Source organism: Streptomyces sp. RLA012, from assembly GCF_056270325.1.
Window position 1 is genome coordinate 453,924 of record NZ_JBWDPA010000002.1, and the last position, 22,922, is coordinate 476,845.

At 71.6% G+C, this 22,922-nt stretch carries 3 protein-coding genes; all 3 read right to left on the reverse strand.

The features are described 5' to 3' along the window. Positions 1–9: 9 nt before the first annotated feature. Positions 10–5,583, reverse strand: coding sequence for a type I polyketide synthase (locus RV986_RS02430; RefSeq protein ID WP_475924161.1), 5,574 nt, complete (start codon positions 5,581–5,583; stop codon positions 10–12). A 117-nt stretch (positions 5,584–5,700) separates the two neighbouring features. Further along, positions 5,701–12,357 (reverse strand): type I polyketide synthase, encoded by a 6,657-nt coding sequence (locus RV986_RS02435; protein ID WP_475915775.1) that lies wholly within the window; start codon positions 12,355–12,357, stop codon positions 5,701–5,703. Then, a complete protein-coding gene (locus tag RV986_RS02440; RefSeq protein ID WP_475924162.1) occupies positions 12,302–22,822 on the reverse strand; it encodes a type I polyketide synthase in 10,521 nt (3,506 codons plus the stop codon). Before RV986_RS02440 ends, RV986_RS02435 begins: the two co-directional genes overlap by 56 nt. Positions 22,823–22,922: the final 100 nt, after the last annotated feature.

The following is a 22,922-nucleotide window of genomic DNA, read 5'->3' on the forward strand; positions in this document are numbered from 1 at the left end:
CCTTCCCCTTCACTCGTAGGCGCGGTCGGAATCCGACGGGTCGACGATTCCGAACTCCTCGTCGATGAAGGCCAGTACGTCGTCGACCGACGCCGTCTCGAGCGTCGTCTGGATGTCGGTGCCTCCGGCCGGGCCGGGGGCATCGGTGCTGAGCCTGGCCACCAGGGCTCGGAGCCGGGCGGCGGCGGCCGCTTCCTTGGCGTGGTCGAGCGGATGGGCGGCCACCAGTTCCTCCAGCCTCGCCACTTCGGCCAGTACCGGGTCCTGTGTGGTGTCGGCGACCAGGCGGGTGTTCAGGTCGTCCGCCAGCGTCGAGGGCGTGGGGAAGTCGAAGGCGAACGTGGCCGGGAGCCGCAGCCCGGTACGGGCCAGGAGCCGGTCCCGCAGCTGTAACACCGTCAGTGAGTCGAAACCGACGTCGGTGAAAGCGGTATCGGGGCTGATACGACCGACCGAGGCGTAGCCGAGCACGTGCGCAGCCTCCTGCCGAACCAGGTCGAGGAGAATCGCCTGCCGGTCCGCGGAGCCCGCTCCGGCCAGTCGTACGGTGAGTGCGTCGGCGTCGTGAGCAGGTGCCGACCGGGCCTTCTGCCGGAGTTGCCGGGGCTGGGGTACCAGTCCGCGCAGCAGCGGCGGCACCGCCCCGGTGGCCGTGGCCTGGGCCCGCAGCGCGCCGAGGTCCAGCTTCATCGGCAGCACCACCGGTTCGTTCAAACGCAGGGCGATGTCGAACAGTTCCATGCCCTCGGCCGAGGACAGCGCGGCAAGTCCGTCGCGTGCCAGTCGTCGGTGGTCGGTATCGCCGAGCCCGGCAGTCATCCCCGTGTCCTGGGACCACATGCCCCAGCCGAGGGAGACGGCGGGCAGCCCCTGGGCGGCCCGGTCCTGTGCCAGCGCGTCGAGGTAGGCGTTGGCAGCGGCGTAGTTGCCCTGCCCCGAACTGCCGAAGGTGCCGGCGGCGGAGGAGAAGAGAACGAAGGCGGACAGATCCAGGTCGCGGGTCAGCTCGTGCAGATGGAACGCGCCGTCCACCTTCGGCCGGAACACCACGTCCATCCGCTCCGGCGTCAACCCCGCCAGCACACCGTCACCCAGAACACCCGCCATGTGCACCACCGCCGTCAACGGAGCATCCACCGGAATCCCGTCCAACAGCCCGGCCACCGCCTCCCGGTCCCCCACATCACAGGCCACAACCCGCACCCGCGCACCCACCCCCACCAACTCCGCCTCCAACTCGGCAGCACCAGCAGCCCGAGGCCCACCCCGACTCACCAACACCAGATCCCGCACCCCATGCACCATCACCAGATGCCGAGCCACCACCCCGCCCAACGCACCCGTACCACCAGTCACCAACACCGTCCCACCAGGCCTCAAACCACCCACCCCGGCACCAGCCTCAACCTCCGGCACCGACCCGGTACGGACGAGCCTCCGCAGGTAGCACGCACCCGCGTGAACCGCGGCCTGGGTCTCGTCGGCGGCGAACAGGGAGGGCACGAGAGCGCCCAGCGCCGACCGCGAGGACGGCTCGTCGTCGATGTCCACCAGCACGATCCGTCCGACGTTCTCCGACTGTGCGGTGCCGACCATTCCCCATACGGCGCCGATCGCGGGGTCGACCCGTTCGCCCGGCTCGATGGCGACCGCCCCCCTGGTCAGCACGACCATCCGCGTACTGTCCAGCGCGGGTTCGGTCGACCACGCCTGTACCACCTCCAGCACGCGGCCGGTCAGCTCGCGCACACTGCCGGTGTCGGTCACCTCTACCGTCAAGGTGTCGACCGGGCCGCCACGCGCCGCCAGGGCACGTACATCTTCGGCCGTGGTCACCGGCACCGTGTCGAGCGTGGTGCCGTCCGGTGTCAACGCCGTCTCCTGCCATGCAGGGCGCAGCAGACGCTCATGAGCCGAGACTGTGTTGAACTGCTCGGGCTCGACCGGACGGGACACCATCGAACCCACCGACGCCACCGGGGCGCCTGTCTCATCGGCCAAGTCCAGCGTCAGGGTGTCCCCTCCGGTGGAGACCACCCGTACCCGCAAGGCCGCGGCACCAGTGGCGTACAGCGCCACATCTCGCCAGACGAAGGGAAGCATCGTCCCCCGGCCGGCCCGTTCCGCATCGTCCTGGAAGGCGGCCGCGTGCATGGCCGCGTCGAGGAGTGCCGGGTGAAGTCCGAAGGCCGCCGCCCGAGCCCGGTGCTCCTCCGGCAGGGCCACCTCCGCATACACAGCACCATCCGCACGCCAGACCGCCCGCACCCCCTGGAACACCGGCCCATACCTGTAACCAACACCCTCCAACGCGTCGTAGAGACCTTCCACTTCAGCCAGGTCCACCGCCACCGCACCAGCCGGCGGCCACACCGACAACCCCACATCGGACGCAGGCACCTCCACAGGACACACCGTCCCCGAAGCATGCCGCACCCAGGACACACCCACAGCAGCACCCTCAGCCCGCGAATACACCCGCACCCCGCGCCGACCACCCTCCTCGACCCCCTGCACACACACCCGCAACTGCACCGCCACACCCTCCGCCAACACCAGCGGAGCCTCCATCACCAACTCCTCCACCCCACCGCACCCCACCTCATCACCAGCCCGCACCACCAGCTCCACAAACGCCGCCCCAGGCAGCAACACCACACCCGCCGCCACATGATCAGCCAGCCACGGATGCGACCGCAGCGACAAACGCGACGTGAACAACACCTCCCCCGACTCCGGCACCTCCGTCACCGCACCCAGCAACGGATGCCCGACCCCCACCAGCCCCGCCGACCCGACATCACCAACACCACTGCCCTCACCCACCAACCAATACCGCTCCCGCTGAAAGGCATACGTCGGCAAGTCCGGCGTAAGGGCCGGGAAGGCCACGCCGCCATACAGAGCCGTGAAGTCGACCTGCACACCTCTCACATGGAGCTGCGCCAGAGCAGACACCACCGCCCGGGTCTCATCACCCTCCCGCCGCAGAGCCGGCACGAACACCGCCTGACCACCGTCACCGTCCAGGCACTCCCGGCCCATCGCCGACAACGTGCCATCCGGACCCAACTCCAAAAACGTCTCCACCCCATACCCCGCCAGAGCCCGCACCCCATCCGCGAACCGCACCGCCGACCGCACATGCCCCACCCAATACTCCGGCGAACACAGCCGCTCAACATCCGCCAGCTCCCCCGTCACACCCGACACCACCGCAATCCCCGGCACCCCGAACGACAACCCCTCCACCACCCCCCGAAAATCCGCCAGCATCGGCTCCATCCGCACCGAATGAAACGCATGCGACACCGCCAACCGCCGCGTCCTGAAACCCCGCCCCGCCAACACCCCCGCCACACCCAGCACCGGCCCCTCATCACCGGACAGCACCACCGCCCCAGGACCATTCACCGCCGCAATATCCACCCCCTCCACCAACAACGGCCGCACCACCACCTCACCCGCCCCAACCGCCACCATCACCCCACCCCCCGGCAACGCCTCCATCAACCGACCCCGCGCCGCCACCAACACCGCCGCATCCCCCAACGACAACACACCCGCCACATGCGCCGCCGTCACCTCACCCACCGAATGCCCACCCACCACATCCGGCACCACACCCCACGACTCCACCAAACGAAACAACGCCGTCTCCAACGCAAACAAACCCGCCTGCGCAAACACCGTCCGCCCCAACAACCCCCCACCCCCAAACACCACATCCCGCACCGAACCCAAGCCCGAGCCCAGTTCAGCGTCCGCCGAACCCGAGCCCAGCCCAGCACCCGCCGAACCCAACCCCAGCTCAGCGTCCAACACCCCACACACCGCATCGAACGCATCCCGGAACACCGGAAACACCTCATACAACTCACGGCCCATCCCCGCCCGCTGAGACCCCTGACCGGCAAACAACACCCCCAGCCGGCCACGCCTCACCGAACCCGACACCACACCCCCCAACACCTCACCCCGCACCACCGCACCCAACCCCGCCAACACCTCACCCCGACCACCCGCCACCACCACCGCACGATCCGACAACCCCGCACGACCCACACCCAACGCAACACCCAACTGCGGCACACTCACCTCGGGGTGGCTCTCGACGAAGTCCAGCAGTCGCTGCGCCTGGGCCCGCAGGGCGGCGTCACCGCGCCCCGACACCACCAGCGGCACAGGAACGCCCTTCGGCATCTCCAACGGCACCGGGGCGTCCTCCCCCGTCCGTTCCGGAGCCTGCTCCAGGACCACGTGGGCGTTCGTCCCGCTGACCCCGAACCCCGACACCCCGGCACGGCGCGGACGCCCCACCTCGGGCCACACCTGCTGCTCGGTCAGCAGCTCCACCCCACCCGCCGACCAGTCCACCTGCGGAGTGGGAGCGTCGACATGCAACGTCCGCGGCAACACCCCATGCCGCAACGCCATCACCATCTTGATCACACCCGCCACACCCGCGGCGCCCTGGGTGTGGCCGATGTTCGACTTGAGTGACCCCAACCACAGCGGCCGGCCCTCGGGCCGGCCTTGGCCGTACGTGGCCAGCAGGGCCTGCGCCTCGATCGGATCACCCAACGCCGTACCCGTGCCATGCGCTTCGACCGCGTCCACCTCTGCAGCCGACAGCCGCGCACCGGCCAGCGCCTGCCGGATGACACGCTGCTGCGACGGACCATTCGGCGCCGTCAACCCGTTCGACGCACCATCCTGATTCACCGCACTGCCCCGCACCACCGCCAACACCCGATGACCGAGCCGCTCCGCATCCGACAACCGCTCCACCAACAGCACACCCGCACCCTCGGAGAAGCCGGTACCGTCCGCCGCGGCCGCGAACGCCTTGCAGCGTGCGTCGGCCGCGAGTCCGCGCTGGCGGGAGAAACCGATGTACGCCCGGGGTGTGCCCAGCACAGTGACGCCGCCGGCCAGTGCCATCGAGCAGTCTCCGGCCCGGAGGGCCCGCGCGGCCAGGTGGAGGGCGACCAGCGAGGCGGAGCATGCGGTGTCGACCGTGACGGCGGGGCCTTCGAAGCCGAAGGTGTAGGAGATCCGGCCGGACAGCACGCTCCCGGCGCCGGAGGTCATGAGGTAGCTCTCCAGCTCTTCGGGCAGCTGCGGAAGTTCGGCCCCGTAGTCGCTGCCCGCGAAGCCGGAGAAGACACCGACGTCCTTGCCGCGGCACGTGGTCGGGTCGATGCCCGCCCGTTCGAACGCCTCCCAGGAGAGTTCGAGCATGATGCGCTGCTGCGGGTCCATGGTGGTCGCTTCGCGTGGGGAGATCCCGAAGAAGCCGGCGTCGAACTCCCCGGCGTCGTGCAGGAATCCGCCCTCGCGGACGTAGCTGGTGCCCCGGTGGTCGGGGTCGGGGTGGAAGAGGTTCTCCAGGTCCCAGCCGCGGTTCGCCGGGAAGCCGGTGATGCCGTCCCGTCCCTGGAGCACCAGGTCCCACAGCTGTTCCGGGGAGGACACCCCGCCCGGGAGCCGGCAGGCCATCGCGACGATCGCGATCGGCTCGGACCGCTCGGCCTCCAGCTCGTGGACCCGCTTCTGGGAACGGCGGGCGTCCGCCAGCACGCGCTTGAGGTATTCGCGTAGCTTCCCGTCATCTGCCATGGGAGTCAGCTCCTGAAGGAAACGGTTGCGGCTGCCGAAGGGTCGGCGGGTGGTGTGCTGTCGCGTGGGGACGGCCGGTCAGGACGTGCCGAACTCCCGGTCGATGAGCTCGAACATGGCCTCGTCGGTCGCGGTGTCCACGTCGAACTCGTTGTCCGCGTCGGTGGTCGCGGTGGCATCCGTGATGGTGTTCTCCCACTGCTCGACCAGCAGTTGGAGGCGGGTCAGCACCTCGGCGCGGGTCGAGGCGTCGGGTGTCACCCCGGCCAGGGTGGCGGCCACGGTGTCGAGTTCGGACAGCAGCATCTCGGAGATGTCGACCTCCTGGCCCAGTTCGGCCAGCAGGAAGCGGGCCAGTGCCGCGGGAGCGGGATGGTCGAAGACGAGCGTGGCCGGGAGCCGTACCCCGGCCCGGCGGGAGAGCCGGTTGCGCAGTTCGACGGCGGTGAGCGAGTCGAAGCCGATCTCCTTGAAGGGCTGGTGGGGTTCGATGGCGTCGGCCGAGGAGTGGCCGAGGACGGCGGCGGCCTCCTGCTGGACCAGGTCGAGCAAGATCTTCTCCTGCTGGCCGGCGGTGGCCCTGCCCAGCCTGCTCACCAGGTCGTCCGTGTCCGCCGCCGAGTTGTCCACGGCCCGGCGCGGGGCGCGGACCAGGGCGCGCAGCAGCGCGGGCAGTGAGCCGGAGCCGGCCAGGGCGCGCAGGGCGGCGAAGTCCATGTGGGCGGGGACAAGCACGGTGTCGGGTCCGCGCAACGCCGTGTCGAACAGCTCCATGCCCTCGGGGACGGAGAGGCCGAGCATGCCGCCCTTGGCCATGCGCCGCTGGTCGGTGTCGTCGAGGTGGGCGCTCATGTCGGTGGCCTGTCCCCACAGTCCCCAGGCGAGCGAGACGGCGGGCAGACCCCTGGTGTGGCGGTGGCGGGCCAGCGCGTCGAGGAAGGCGTTGGCCGCGGAGTAGTTGCCCTGGCCCGGGGAATCGAAGGTGCCGGCTCCGGAGGAGAAGAGGACGAACGCGGCGAGGTCGAGGTCCTGGGTCAGTTCGTGCAGGTTGAACACCGCGTCCACCTTGGGGCGGAACACCGCGTCCAGCCGGTCCGGGGTCAGGGTGGTGATCACCCCGTCGTCCAGCAGTCCCGCGGTGTGCACCACGGCGGTCAGCGGGGCGTCCCGCGGGATCGAGGCGAGCAGTTCGGCCGTCGCCTCCCGGTCGGCGACGTCGCAGGCGACCGTACGCACGGTGGCTCCCAGGGCCGTGAGCTCGTCCTCCAGCTCTGTCGCTCCCGCGGCTGCCTTGCCGCGCCGGCCGGCCAGGACGACGTTGCGCAGCCCGTGTTCGGTGACCATGCGCCGGGCCACCAGGCGGCCCAGTGTGCCGGTGCCGCCCGTGACCAGGACGGTACCGGCGGTGTCGAGGGAACGGGGCAGGGTGAAGACGTTCTTGCCAATGTGCCGCGCCTGGCTCATGTACCGGAAGGCGGCCGGGGCGTGTCGCACGTCCCAGTTGTTCAGCGGCAGCGGGTGCAGTACGCCCCGGTCGAACAGCTCGACCAGTTCGCGCAGCATCTCCCCGATCCGGTCGTTCCCCGCCTCGTAGAGGGAGAAGGCCTGGTAGGAAACGCCGGGGTGGGCGGATGCGACCTCTTCGGGACTGCGCAGGTCGCTCTTGCCCATCTCCAGGAACCGGCCTCCCCGGGGCAGCAGCCGCAGCGAGGCATCCACGAACTCCCCGGCCAGGCTGTCCAGCACCACGTCGACGCCCCGGCCCTGGGTGGCGTCCAGGAAGCGCCGTTCGAACTCCAGGGTGCGCGAGTTGCCGAGCCGCTGCTCGCCGACTCCGGTGGCGCGTACGGCGTCCTGTTTGGCGGGGTTGGCGGTGGCGAACACCTCGCCGCCCCAGTGCCGGGCGAGCTGCACGGCGGCCATGCCGACCCCGCCGGCGGCGGCGTGGATCAGTACGGACTCACCGGAGCGCAGACCGGCGAGGTCCCGCAGGCCGTAGTAGGCGGTGAGGAACGCCATCGGCACGGTGGCGGCCTGCTGGAAGGACCAGCCGCGCGGAATTCTGATCACCGTGCGGTGGTCGGCCACGGCCAGCGGGCCGACGGCGTCGGGGAACAGCCCCATCACCCGGTCGCCGACGGTGAGCCCGTGCACACCGGGGCCGACCTCGGTGACCACTCCCGAGCCCTCGTTGCCGATGGTGGCGTCGACCCTGTTCATGTCCAGCGCGACCAGGACGTCCAGGAAGTTCAGTCCCGCCGCCCGTACCTCGATGCGGACCTGACCGGCTGCGAGCGGCTGAGGCGCGGCGGGCGCGGGCCGTAGCGCCAGTCCTTCGAGGGTGCCGTCGGTACCTGGCTCCAGCCGCCAGGCCGCCGCGCCGGCGGGGACGGTCAGCGCCCCTGCGGTGTCGGCGCGGGTCAGGCGACGGGCGTGGCGGACGCCGTCGCGCAGGGCCAGTTGCGGTTCTTCGCCGGTGAACACGCCGGGCAGCAGGGCCAGCGAGGCCTCCGCCCGGTCGGTGTCGACCAGGGTGATCCGCCCGGGGTTCTCGGCCTGGGCGGACCGCAGCAGACCGCACACGGCCGCGGCGGCGGGATCGGTCAGCTCGCGGTCGTGGTGCACCGCCACCGCGCCGTGGGTGAGCACGAGCAGCCGGGTGTCCTCCAGTTCGGGTGCGGCCAGCCAGGTCTGGAGCAGTTCCAGCACCCGGCCGGTCACCTCCCGTACGCCGTCGGCGCCCGGCTCCCGGTCGGCCGCGGTCAGTTCGAGGAGCAGCGCCTCGGGCACGCCCAGGTCGGCCGTCTCGGCCAGTTCCCGGATGTCTTCCGCGGTCTGCACCGGTACGGGATGCGGTGGGTCCGCCTGGGCGTCGGCGGCGGGTGCGGGCAGTTCGTCCCAGCCGACGCGGAACATCCGTTCCCGGACGGGGGAGGCTCCGGTGTCCAGCTGTCCGGTGGCCACCGGCCGGGAGACCACCGATCCGACGGTGGCGACGGCGGTGCCGCCGGTGTCCGCGAGGTGGAGGGCCACCCCCTCGGAGCCGTTCGGGGTGATGCGGACGCGCAGCGCGGATGCCCCGGCGGCGTGCAGGGCGACCTCGCGGTAGGCGAAGGGCAGGGCAAGTTGGGGCTCGGCGCCGCCCAGGTCGCGGAAGGCGATGGCGTGCATGGCGGAGTCGAGCAGCACGGGGTGCAGACCGAAGCCGTCGGCGGAGAGTCCCTGGTCCTCGGTCAGTGCGACCTCGGCGAACACCTCCTCGCCCTGGGTCCACACCGCGCGCAGTCCCCGGAAGGCCGGTCCGTAGCCGTAGCCGGCGGCGGTCATGTCCTCGTACCCCTGCGCCACCCGCTCCGGGTCCACGGGGACCGCCCCGGCCGGGGGCCACTGGGTGAGGCCGGTGTCCGGCGGGGTGGCGGGGGCCGGGGCCAGGACGCCGGTGGCGTGCCGTGTCCAGGCCGCTCCCGGTCCGCTTCCCCCGGTGCGGGAGCGCACGGTGAGCGAGCGCCGGCCGGAGTCGCCGGCCTCGCCCACGAACACCTGGAGGCGCACGCCGTCGCCCTCGGCCAGGGTGAGCGGAGCCTCGATGACGAGTTCCTCCACCGAGCCGCAGCCGACCTCGTCACCGGCGCGCACCGCCAGCTCCACGAACGCCGCTCCGGGCAGCAGCACCGTGCCCGCCGCCGCGTGGTCGGCCAGCCACGGATGCGACCGCAGCGACAGACGGGAGGTGAACAGCACTCCGCCGGATTCGGAGACCTCGGTCACCGCGCCCAGCAGGGGGTGCTGGGCCGGTTCGAGCCCGAGTCCCGCGGCGTCGCCGGGGGTCTGGGCCGACTCCAGCCAGTAGTGCCGCCACTGGAAGGCGTACGTGGGCAGACCCTCGACCCGGCTCGGGGCCCAGCCGACGAACAGCGTGGACCAGTCCACCGGCAGCCCGCCCACATGGGCTTCGGCGAGCGAAGTCATGAAGCGCCGCGCACCGCCCTCGTCGCGCCGCAGCGAGCCCACAGCCACCGCGTCGGCGTCGGCGTCCTCGAAGAGCTGCTGCATGGCCGTCACCAGCACGGGGTGGGCGCTGGACTCGACGAAGAGGCCGAACCCGTCGGCGAGGAGTTCGCGGACGGCACCCTCGAAGTTCACCGGCCGGCGCGCGTTGCTGAACCAGTATTCGGCGCCCAGTTCGGCGGTGTCGAGCACACCGCCGGTGACCGTCGAGTAGAACGGGATGTGTCCGCGGCGCGGGGTGATGTCGGCGAACATCGCCAGGATGCGGTCCCGCAACGGGTCGACCTGGGCGCAGTGCGACGCCACCGTCGAGCCCACGACCTGCGCCCGGAGGCCGTCGGCCTTGCAGCCGGCCACGAACTCCTCCAGCGCGGCCACCTCGCCCGCCACGGTCACCGCCGAGGGGCCGTTACGACCGGCGATCACCAGCCGGTCGCCCCAGGCCGCCAGCCGCTTCTCCACGGCCTCGGCCGACGACGCGACGGAAGCCACCGCGCCCTTGCCCGCCAGTTCCTCGGCGAACAGCGCGCTGCGCAGGACGACGATCCTTGCGGCGTCCTCCAGCGACAGTGCCCCGGCCACGTACGCCGCCGCGATCTCACCCTGGCTGTGGCCGACCACCGCCGCCGGTTCCACTCCGGCCGCCGCCCACACCGCCGCCAAGGACACGTGCACCGCGAACAGCGCCGGTTGCAGGACCTCTATCCGGTCCAGGGACGGGGCTCCGTCGGCTTGCCGGATCACATCGGTGACGGACCAGTCCACCAGGCGGCGCAACGCGGCGTCGCACTCGGCGAACCGGGCGGCGAACACCGGTGAGGAGGCGAGCAGTTCGGCTGCCATGCCCGGCCACTGCGAGCCCTGGCCGGGGAAGACGAAGGCGATGTGCCCGGTGGCCGGGCTGGTGCCGCGGACCACCTCGGGTGCGGGGGCGTTGCGGGCCAGTGCCGTCAGGCCGCTCAGCGCGGCATCCCGGCCGGTGGCCAGCACCACGGCTCGTTGCTCCAGCGCCGCGCGCCCGGCAGCCAGTGACCAGCCGAGGTCCGGCAGGGGCACGTCGGGATGTCCGTCCAGATACGACAGGAGGCGCTGAGCCTGGGCGTGCAGTGCCGACTCGCTCCGCCCGGACAGCGGAAGCGGCACCGGGGCGTCGTTCAGCACCGGCGGCCTCGACGACGACTGTGACTGTGACTGCGACTGGTCGGCGGCGGTGGCGGCGGTGGCCGAGCCGGTCGTGGTGCCGGTTCCGGCGGGCTGGGGGGCCGGGGCCTCTTCGAGGATCACATGGGCGTTGGTGCCGCTGATGCCGAAGCCCGACACGGCCGCCCGGCGCGGCCGCTCCGTCACCGGCCACGCCTGTTCGTCGGTCAGAAGTTGTACGGCGCCCACCGACCAGTCCACCTGGGGCGTGGGCGTGTCCACATGCAGGGTGCGCGGCAGCACGCCGTGCCGCATCGCCATCACCATCTTGATCACACCTGCCGCGCCGGCGGCGGCCTGGGTGTGGCCGATGTTCGACTTCACCGACCCCAGCCACAGCGGGCGGTCGCGGCCTTGGCCGTACGTGGCCAGCAGGGCCTGTGCCTCGATGGGGTCGCCCAGCGCCGTGCCCGTGCCATGTGCCTCCACCACGTCCACGTCGGCGGCCGACAGCCGGGCGCTGCTCAACGCCCGCCGGATGACCCGCTGCTGTGAGGGGCCGTTCGGTGCCGTGAGCCCGTTGGACGCGCCGTCCTGGTTCACCGCCGAGCCCCGCACCACCGCCAGTACCGGGTGTCCCGCGCTGACCGCGTCGGACAGCCGCTCCAACAACAGCACACCGGCGCCTTCGGAGAATCCGGTGCCGTCCGCCGAGGCCGCGAAGGCCTTGCACCGGCCGTCGGGGGCGAGTCCGCGCTGCCGGGAGAAGCCCACGAAGGCGTCGGACTCCGCCATCACCGTCACCCCGCCGGCCAGCACCAGCGAGCACTCCCCCGCCCGCAGCGCCTGTGCCGCCAGATGCAGCGCCACCAGGGACGACGAACACGCCGTGTCGATCGTCACGGCGGGGCCTTCGAGCCCGAGGGCGTAGGAGACCCGACCGGACAGTACGCTTCCCGCGCCACCGGTGAGGATGAATCCCTCCAGCCCTTCGGGGACCTCGGCGAGACCGGCCCCGTAGTCGTGGAAGGCGATCCCGGAGTAGACGCCGACGTCCTTGCCACGCAGGGTGGTCGGGTCGATCCCGGCCCGCTCGAACACCTCCCAGGACAGCTCCAGCATGATCCGCTGCTGGGGGTCCATCGCCAGGGCCTCCCGCGGGGAGATGCCGAAGAAGCCCGCGTCGAACTCACCGGCGTCGTGCAGGAAGCCGCCTTCCGAGGCATAGCTGGTGCCGGGGTGGTCCGGGTCGGGATGGAACAGGTTGTCCAGGTCCCAGCCGCGGTTCACCGGGAAGCCGGTGATGCCGTCACCGCCGGTGGACACCAGCTCCCACAGCTCCTCCGGGGTGGTCACCCCGCCCGGCAGTCGGCACGCCATTCCGACGATCGCGACGGGGGCGGAGGCGGCCGCGACCGCCTTGTCGTACTCGTGTTTCAGCCTGGCGTTGTCCTTCAGCGAAGCGCGCAGGGCTTCGACGATCTGTTCACTCTGGCTGCTCATGGCCGCTCCCACCGTTTCGAGTGATCGATCACAACTGGGTTCCGTCGAACGCCCGTTGGACCAGCCCGGCGATATCCATTCCATCGATCAGGTCGAGCTCTTCGTCGGCGGACGGTCGGTTCCCGTCCTGTGCGGCCGTCTCGGTCTGGGCCAGCGACCGCAGCGCGTCGAGCACTCCGGCCTCGCGGAACCGGTTGAGCGGCACGGAGGCCAGCACCCTGCGGATCTCTTCCTCATCGGCCTCGGTCGCGTCGTTTTCGCCCTGGTCGCCCAGGAGTTCGGTGCGCAGGTACTCCACCAGCGCGACGGGCGTGGGGTAGTCGAAGACGAGGGTGGCCGGCAGCTTGGTGCCCAGAGCGGCGCCAAGGCTGTTGCGAAGGTTCACGGCAGCGAGGGAGTCGAATCCCATCTCCTGGAAGGCGCGTTGCGGTTTGATCGCCTCGGCGCCGCTGTGTCCCAGGGCGACGGCCGCGTTCTCACGCACCACCTTCATCAGCGCGCGTTCCCGCTCGGCGTCGGAGCCCGTGGCCAGTTCACGCAGGAACTTCGGGGCGGACTCGTCGCCTGACTCGTCCGGCCGGAGGCTGTCCACGATCTTCTGGACGCCCGGCAGGTCACCGATCAACGGGCTGGGCCGCAGCGAGGTGAACGCCGGCACGAACGCCGACCAGTCGATGTCCACGACGGCCACGAGTGTGTCGTCGTGCCGGACGGCGTGCGTGAGGGCCGCCATGGCCGCCTCCGGCGCCATCGGCAGCACACCACGGCGGCGCAGCTGCTCCTGGGCCGTGGCGTCGGCGGCCACACCGAAGCCGTCGATGACACCCCAGGCCACGGAGGTCGCCGCCAGCCCCCTGGCGCGGCGACGCTCGATCAGGGCGTCCACCTGGGCGTTGGCCGCACCGATCAGTCCCTGGCCGCCACCGCCCCACACACTGGCGACCGACGAGAAGACCACGAACAGGTCCAGTTCGCGTTCCGCCAGGAGCGCATCGAGATGGAGCAGTCCGTCGACCTTGGCCGCCAGCGTCTCCGCCAGTTCGTCGGCTCCGGTGGCGTCGGCCTGGGCGATCCGCGCGAGGTCAGCGGTGTGGACGACGCCGGTGAGCTCGGGCGTCGCGGCGGGGCCGGTGAGCAGCCGCTCGACCGCGTCCCGGTCGGTAAGGTCCGTCGGGCACACCGTCACCTTCGCGCCCTGGCCGCTCAGCTCGTCCCGCAGGGCCACGACATGCGGCGCTTCCGCGTCGTCCGGCGCGACGGTCAGCACCAGGTGCTCGGCGCCGGCACCGGCGAGCCAGCGTGCGGCATGCCTGCCGAGGCCCTGCGTACCGCCGGTGACCAGGACGGTGCCCCGCGGCCGCCACTCCGCCTTCGCCCCACCGGCGGACAGTGGGTGGCTCCGCATCCTGCGCACGAACGCGCCCCTGGCACGGATCGCTAGCTGGTCCTCACCGCCCGGGTCGGCCAGCGCACCGAGCAGGGTCCGGGCGGCCCGGTCGTCGAACACGTCCGGAAGGTCCAGCAGCGCCCCCCATCGGTCCGGCTGTTCCAGCGCCACGGCCAGCCCCAGCCCCCACACCGCCGCCTGTTCCGGGGACACGAGCGCATCCGAAGCTCCGACGCTCACCGCGCCCCTCGTGGCGCAGTAGAGACGATGCCCCGAGCCGATGTCGCCGAGGGCCTGCACCAGAGCCAATGTCGCCGTGACCCCCTCGGTGAGCGTCGCGGTGCCCGGCCGTACGCGCTCGTCGAGGGCGAGCAGGGACAGCACTCCGCCGATGTCCTCCTGGTCCGCCAGCGCGTCGCGCAGCGCCTCGACGAGAGCGGCACGGTCCGCCGTGCCGGCCGCGTCGAGCCACAGGACCGTGGTCCGCAGGCCCTGGCGTTTCAGCACCGAAGCCACCTGGGCCGCGTACTCCTCGTCGCGGCAGCCGTGCGGCAGGACGACCAGCCAGGTGCCGACGGGTGAGCCGGATGTGGCGCCGGGCAGCGGCTTCCAGGCGACCTGGTAACGCAGCCGGTCCGCCGCGGACTTCTCGTCGCGCTTGTGTCGCCAGGCCGACAGCACGCCCAGCGCACCGCCCACCGCGTCCAGCGCCGCGCGATCGTCCTCGCCGTCGCCCAGGTCCAACGCCTCGGCCACCGAGCTCAGATCCTCGCGTTCGACCGCGGCCCAGAAGCGGGCGTCGGTGTCGTCGGCCGCACCGGCGGGGCTCGGCTGAGGAGCGGGCCGGGTGTCGTGCAGCCAGTACCGCTCTCGCTGGAAGGCATACGTCGGCAGGTCCGGCGTGAGGGCGGGGAGGGCCGTGCCGCCGTACAGGGCGGTGAAGTCAACCTCCACACCTGTCACATGGAGCTGCGCCAGGGCGGACATCAGCGCCCGGGCCTCGTCACCTTCCCGGCGTAGCGCCGGTACGAATACGGCCCGGTCGCCGTCGCCGTCCAGGCACTCGCGGCCCATCGCCGACAACGTGCCATCCGGACCCAACTCCAGGAACGTCTCCACCCCGTGCCCGGCCATAGCCCGCACCCCGTCCGCGAACAGGACCGCGCCGCGTACATGCTCCACCCAGTACTCCGGATCGGACCAGAGGTCCGCGACACCACCAGTGAGATTGGAGAGCCCGGTCAACTCCGGCTCCCGGAAGGCGATCCCGTGCAGTGCGCGGCGGAACTCCGCGAGCATCGGCTCCATCAGGACGCTGTGGAACGCGTGCGACACCCGCAGCCGCGTCACCTTCACCCCCCGGTCCCTCGCAGCCGCGACCACCGCGTCCACCCCGGGCGCGTCACCCGAAACCACCACGGACGACGGGCTGTTGACAGCGGCGACACCGACCCCTGACACGCCCGCGAGCAACCCGCGCACCTCCCGGGGACCGGCGGCCACCGCCGCCATCGCGCCACCGCCCGGCAGCGCCTCCATCAACCGCGCCCGCGCCGACACCACCCGGCACGCATCCTCCAACGACCACACCCCCGCCGCGTACGCCGCCGTCAGCTCGCCGATCGAGTGACCGCCGACGACCTCGGGCCGAACCCCCAGCGCCGACACCAACTCGAACAGCGCCACCTGCAGGGCGAACAAAGCCGGTTGTGCGTTGCCCGTCCGGTTCAGCGCCTCCTGGTCCAAGTCCGGGACCGCGATGTGGAGAAGTCCGCGAACGCGGTCGTAGGCCTCCGCAAACACCGGAAACGCCTCATACAACCCACGACCCATCCCCACCCGCTGAGACCCCTGACCAGCGAACAACACCCCCAGCCGACCCCGCCCCACCGAACCCGACACCACACCACCCACCGACTCACCCCGCACCACCGCACCCAACCCCGCCAACGCCTCATCCCGACCACCCGCCACCACCACCGCACGATCCGACAACCCCGCACGACCCACACCCAACGCCAACCCGAGGTCACCGAGATCCTGGTCCGGCCGCTGGTCGAGGAAGGACAGCAATCGCTGTGCCTGGGCGCGCAGCGCACCTTCGCCTCGTGCGGACAGGGGAAGGAGCACCAGTCCGTTTGGCGTTCGCGGTGTAGGGAGATTCACCTTGGGAGTTGCTGTGGGCTGTTCGAGGATGATGTGGGCGTTGGTGCCACTCACCCCGAACGCCGACACCCCGGCCCGGCGCGGACGCCCCGCCTCCGGCCACACCCGCTGCTCCACCAGCAGCTCCACCGCGCCCGTCGACCAGTCCACCTGCGGCGTCGGCTCATCCACATGCAATGTCCGCGGCAACACCCCATGCCGCAACGCCATCACCATCTTGATCACACCCGCCACACCCGCAGCGGCTTGGGCATGGCCGATGTTCGACTTGAGCGAGCCGAGCCACAACGGGCTGTTCTCCGGCCGCCCTTGGCCGTATGTGGCCAGCAGGGCCTGCGCCTCGATCGGATCGCCCAACGCCGTACCCGTGCCGTGCCCCTCGACCGCGTCCACCTCGGAGGCGGCCAGACCCGCACTCGCCAACGCCCGCCGGATAACACGCTGCTGCGACGGACCATTCGGCGCCGTCAACCCGTTCGACGCACCATCCTGATTCACCGCACTACCCCGCACCACCGCCAACACCCGATGACCGAGCCGCTCCGCATCCGACAACCGCTCCACCAACAGCACACCCGCACCCTCGGCCCATCCCGTGCCGTCGGCCGCGGCCGCGAACGACTTGGACCGTCCGTCGGCGGCAAGCCCGCGCTGGCGGGAGAACTCCACGAAGGCGTCCGGCGCGGCCATCACCGTCACCCCGCCGGCCAGCGCCATCGAGCACTCCCCCGACCGCAACGCCTGCGCCGCCAGATGCAACGCCACCAGAGACGAGGAACACGCCGTGTCCACCGTCACCGCAGGCCCTTCCAGACCCAGGGTGTAAGCCACCCGCCCGGACAGCACGCTGCCCGCACCCCCCGTCATCAGGTAGCCCTCGGAGCCGTCGGGAGCCGTGGCGAGGCGACTGGTGTAGTCGTGGTTGACCATGCCGGCGAAGACACCGATGTCCTGCCCACGGAGCGAGGCCGGGTCGAGGCCGGCTCGCTCCAGCGCCTCCCACGAGGTCTCCAGCAGCAGCCGCTGCTGCGGATCCATCGCCAGCGCCTCACGCGGCGAGATACCGAAGAACTCCGCGTCGAACTCGGCCGCGTCGTAGAGGAAGCCACCTCGCCGGGCATAGCTGGTGCCCGCGTGGTCCGGGTCCGGGTCGAAGAGGTTGTCCAGGTCCCATCCCCGGTCCTCCGGGAACTCCCCGATCCCCTCGCCCCCCGCCAGAACCAGCTCCCACAGCTCCTCCGGCGAGGCCACGCCTCCCGGCAGCCGGCACGCCATCCCCACGATCGCGATCGGCTCGGTGAGGTTGCCCGTCGCCAGCGCCACTTCGGCCCGTGCGGAGTTCTGCCCGAGGAGCAGGGCGTGCAGGTAGGAAGCCAGCTCGGTCGGTGTCGGATGGTCGAAGGCGAGGGTGGTGGGCAGTTCGGCGCCGGTCAGCTCGCGCAGGTGGTTGCGGAGCCGGACCACGTTCAGGGAGTCGAAGCCGAGGTCCTGGAAGGGCCGTTCGGCATCGATGGCCGATGTGTCCTCGTGGCCCAGCACCATGGCCGCGCTGCTCAGCACCAGGTCGAGGACCGACCGGTGCCGCTCGGCCTCGGTGCCGGCCATCAGCCGCTCGACAAAGGCGGTGGGGGTGGCGGTGGCGCCGCCGAGGTGCGGTGCGGCCTCCTGCAGCGACCCGTGTGCCGGACTCGGCCTGTCCGCCGGGCGGGCATCCGACGGCACGGAGGCGTCCGGCCAGTACCGCCGGTGCTGGAACGCGTAGGTCGGCAGGTCGGCCCCGCGCCGCGCCGCGTCCGGGAGCAGTGCGGTCCAGTCGACCGGCACACCACGGACGTGCAGTCGGGCGAGGGCGGCCACGGCGGTGAGCGGTTCGGTCTGTTCGCCGTGCAGCGCGGGCACGAACATCGCCGGGTCGGTGTCGTCGCCCAGCGCTTCCTGTGTCATGGCGGTGAGGACACCGCCGGGGCCCAGTTCGAGGAAGGTCGTGACCTGCTGGGCGTTGAGTGTGGTGACGCCGTCGAGGAAGCGGACGGTCGAGCGGACGTGCTGGACCCAGTAGTCCGGGGAGCACAGTTGCTCGGGGGTGGCCGGCTCGCCCGTGACGTTGGAGACGATGGGTATGGCAGGGGGCGCGTACGACAGCCCGGCGGCGATGTCGCGGAACGCGTCGAGCATGGCGTCCATGTGGGCGGAGTGGAACGCGTGGCTGACCCGCAGACGCTTGGTCCGGTATCCCTCGGCCGCGCACATCCGCTCGACGGCCTCGACGGCGTCCCGGTCGCCCGAGACGACGACGGAGGCGGGGCCGTTGACCGCCGCGATGTCGACGGCGCCCGGAGCGTCGGCCAGCAGCGGCCGGACCACGGACTCGGGGGCGTTGAGCGCGGCCATCGCGCCGCCGGGCAGGGCCTGCATCAGCCGTCCGCGTGCGGCCAGCAGAGCGGCGGCGTCCGCCAGGGACAGCACACCCGACACATGGGCCGCGGTCAACTCGCCCACGGAGTGTCCGGCGAGGAAGTCGGGGCGTACTCCCCAGGACTCGTACAGCCGGAACAGCGCGGTCTCCAGCGCGAACAGGCCCGCCTGGGCGAACACGGTCCGGTCGAGCAGCGCCGCCTCGGGCGATCCGGGCCGGGCGAACACGACGTCCCGGACGGGGTACGCCACCTGCCCGACGCCCACCAGATGCCGGTCCAGTTCGGCACAGGCAGCGTCGAAGGCGTCACGGAACACGGGGTAGAGCGCGTGGAGTTCCCGGCCCATGCCCGTGTGCTGACTGCCCTGTCCGGTGAACAGCACCGCGAGCCTGCCGGAGCGTGGCACACCCCGGGCGACGAGGTCGTCGCCCGGCCCCGTGAGGGAGTCCAGGCCGTTGAGCAGCTCGGCACGGCCCGTGCCCACGACCACGGCCCGGTGGTCGAACGCGGCTCGTGTGGTGATCAACGCGTGCGCGACGTCGGCCGGGTCGAGTTCCGGGTGCCGACGGGCGAAGTCCGCGAGCCGGGCCGCCTGCCCGTCCAGCGCCTGCGCACTCCGGGCCGAAATCACCCACGGAACAACAGCGACCGTGCTCGTGCCCGTGTCCTCCGCACCGTCCACACCGTCCTGATCGTCGGCGGCGGTGACGGTGACCGGTGCCTGCTCCAGGATGACGTGGGCGTTGGTGCCGCTGACCCCGAACGCCGACACCCCGGCCCGGCGCGGGCGCTCCGTCTCCTCCGGCCACGGCTGTTCCTCGGTCAGCAGCTCCACCGCACCCGCCGACCAGTCCACCTCCGGAGTGGGAGCGTCCACGTGCAGCGTCCGCGGCAGCACTCCGTGCCGCATCGCCATCACCATCTTGATCACACCCGCCACACCCGCAGCCGCCTGCGCATGACCGATGTTCGACTTCACGGAGCCCAACCACAGCGGGCGGTCGCGGTCCTGCCCGTAGGTGGCGAGGATGGCCTGCGCCTCGATGGGATCGCCCAGCGTCGTTCCCGTGCCGTGCGCCTCGACCACATCCACCTCGGCGGCCGACAGCCGCGCACCGGCCAGCGCCTTCCGGATGACACGCTGCTGCGACGGACCGTTCGGCGCCGTCAGACCGTTCGACGCGCCGTCCTGATTCACCGCGCTGCCCCGCACCAGGGCCAGCACCCGGTGCCCGTTGCGCTGCGCGTCGGACAGCCGCTCCACGAGCAGTACGCCCACGCCTTCGGCCCATCCCGTGCCGTCGGCCGCGGCCGCGAACGGTTTGCACCGGCCGTCGACCGACAGTCCGCGTTGCCGGGAGAAGTCCACGAAGGCGTCGGGACCGGCCATCACCGTCACCCCGCCGGCCAGCGCCATCGAGCACTCCCCCGACCGCAACGCCTGCGCCGCCAGATGCAACGCCACCAGAGACGAGGAACACGCCGTGTCGATCGTCACCGCGGGCCCTTCCAGACCCAGGGTGTAAGCCACCCGCCCGGACAGCACGGCCCCGGAGACGCCGGTGATCCGGTGCCCCTCGACCTCCTCCGGAACGCGGTGCAGGCGCAGCGCGTAGTCCTGGGTGTTCATGCCGGTGAACACCCCGATGTCGCTGCCGGCCAGCGTGGTCGGGTCGAACCCGGCCCGCTCGAACACCTCCCACGAGGTCTCCAGCAGCAGCCGCTGCTGCGGATCCATCGCCAGCGCCTCACGTGGCGAGATCCCGAAGAACTCGGCATCGAACCCGGCGGCATCGGGGAGGAAGGCCCCGTGCCGGACGTAAGAGGTGCCGGGGTGGTCCGGGTCTCGGTCGTAGAGCGCCGACAGGTCCCAGCCACGGTCGTCCGGGAAGTCACCGATGGCGTCGCCGCCCTCGCTGATCAAGCGCCAGAAGTCCTCGGGGCTGTTCACCCCGCCGGGGAAGCGGCAGCTCATCGCCACGATGGCGATGGCGTCGTCCGGCGACTCCCGTACGGTGGGCGGGGCGGCGGGGATGCTGCTCGGCGACCCCAGCAATGCGGCGTGCAGATGCTTGGTGAGGGACAGCGGGCTGGGGTGGTCGTAGAGCAGGGTCGTGGGAAGCCGGAGCCCGGTGGCCGTGCCCAGCCGGTTGCGCAGTTCCACGGAGGTCAGTGAGTCGAAGCCGGCCTCCCGGAAGGCCCGGTCGGCGACGATGCCGTCCGCGGAGGAGTGCCCCAGGACCTGGGCGGCATGGCTCCTGACCAGGTCCAGCAGTGTCTGCTGCCGTTCTGCGGCGTCCAGCGACTCCAGCCGTCGTACGAGGTCCGTACGCGACGACTCCGTCCGCCTCACGGCCCGGCGGCCCGGCGGCACCAGCTTGTGCAGCAGCGGGAGGGTCGGGGTGTCGGCCACACCGGCGCGCAGCGACACGAGGTCCAGCCGGGCCGCCACCAGCGCGGGCGTGGCGCTGCGCAGACCGGCGTCGAACAGCGCCAGGCCGGTCTCCTCCGCCAGGGCGGCCATGCCGAAACGCCGGGTGTGCTGCCGCAGGTCGGACGCGGTGAGATGCGCGGTCATCCCGCTGCTGGGCGCCCAGTGTCCCCAGGCGAGCGAGGTGGCCGGGAGCCCTGCCGCCTTGCGCTGCTGGGCCAGTGCGTCCAGGAAGGCGTTGGCGGCGGCGTAGTTGGCCTGACCGGGGTTGCCGAGGACGCCCGCGGCCGAGGAGTACAGCACGAAGGCCGCGAGGTCCATGTCGCGGGTCAGCTCGTGCAGGATGACGGCCGCATCCGCCTTGGGGCGGAGTACTGTCTCCAGTCGTTCGGGCGTCATGGCGGTGACCACGCCGTCGTCCAGGACACCGGCGGTGTGGACGACCGCCGTGAGAGGCGCTTCGACGGGGATCGAGGCCAACAGGTCGGCCACCGCAACCCGTTCGCCGATGTCACAGGCCACGGTGCGTACGACCGCGCCCAGCGCGCCGAGTTCGGTCTCCAGCTCCGCCACGCCTTCGGCGGCACCGCCACGGCGGCTGACCAGCAGCAGGTTGCGTACGCCGTGCTCGACCACGAGGTGCCGGGCGAGCAGCCGGCCCAGCGTCCCGGTGCCACCGGTGATGAGGACCGTACCCGCCGGGTCCAACGGTCGCCGCGGCCCTTCCTCGTCCCAGGTGGCGCGCACCAGCCTCGGTACGGAGGCCATACCGGCGGTGAGGGCGATCTGCGGTTCGCCGGTGGCCAGGACGGCGGGCAGCAGCGCGTCGGAGGCGGCGTCCTCGTCCATGGCGACCAGGACCAGCCGCTGCGGGACCTCCGACTGTGCCGAGCGGACGAGTCCCCAGACCGCCGCGCTGACGGGGTCGGTGACCTCGCGCGTGACGACGACCAGCCGCGACTCCGTATTCGTATTCGTATTCGTATCCGGAACGGCCAGCCATGTCTGCACCCACTCCAACGCCTGCGAGGTCAGCGTCCGCAGGTCCTGAGTGGTGTCCATCAAGTCCACGCGAAGGTAGGGCGGCATGTCTCGCTGGGCGGCGAACGCCGTCAGCTCCGCGGGGCTCGTCACCGTCACCGGCTCCGAGGTGGCCGAGGCCGACTCGGCCGCCGCCGGGACTGCGAGAGGGACCCAGTCCACCTGGAACAGCGCGTCCCACGCATTCGTCCCGGCCTCGGACACCAACTCGTCGGCCGGCAGCGGCCGCGACATCACCGAGCCGACGGACCCGACCGCCCCACCGGAGGTGTCCGCCAGCTCCAGCGCCACACCCCCTCGGCCGTCGGGGCTGATGCGCGCACGCAGCGCGGTCGCCCCGGTCGCGGACAGGGACACCGCGCGATAGGCGACGGGCAGCGCGGACGGCTCGCCGTGAGTGTCGGCGTGGCACACGGCTTCCAGCAGTGCCGGGTGCAGAGCGAAGCGCGCTGCTTCGGCCTGCTGGTCGTCACCCAGTTCCACCTCGGCGAAGACATCGTTGCCACGGGTCCACGCCGTGCGCAGCACCCGGAACGCCGGCTCCACGCCGCGCCCCGCCCGCGCCAGACGCTCGTACGCCTGGTCCACGTCGACGGGAATGGCTCCGGCCGGAGGCCACGCCGAGAGGTCGACGTCAGGTGTGCTGGTGATCTGGGCGAGCGTGCCCGTGGCGTGTCGGGTCCAGGGCGTGCTTGAGCCGCCGTCCTGGCGCCGGGAGTGGACGGTCAGGCGTCGTCGGCCGGCTTCGTCCGCCCCACCGACGACCACCTGGCACTGCACACTCGTGCCCTGCGGCAGCAGGAGCGGCGTCTCGATCAGCAACTCGTCCAGGACACCACAGCCGACCTCGTCACCGGCACGCACCGCCAGCTCCACGAACGCCGCCCCGGGCAGGACGGCCACACCGGCCACCGTGTGATCGGCCAGCCACGGGTGGGTGCTCAGCGAGAGGCAGGAGGTGAACAACACTCCGTCCGAGTCCGGCAGTTCAATCCAGGTGTCCAGCAGGGGGTGCTGGACGTCGGTGAGACCGACGGCGACCGTCGAGCCGGTGCGGCGGCCACTCTTGAGCCAGTAGTGCTGGTGTTGGAAGGCATACGTGGGCAACTCCCACCCGGTATCCCCAGCATGCCCGGGAACCCCGCCCAACACAGCCGCCCAGTCCACCGGAACACCACGCACATACATCTCCGCCAGCGACGTATAC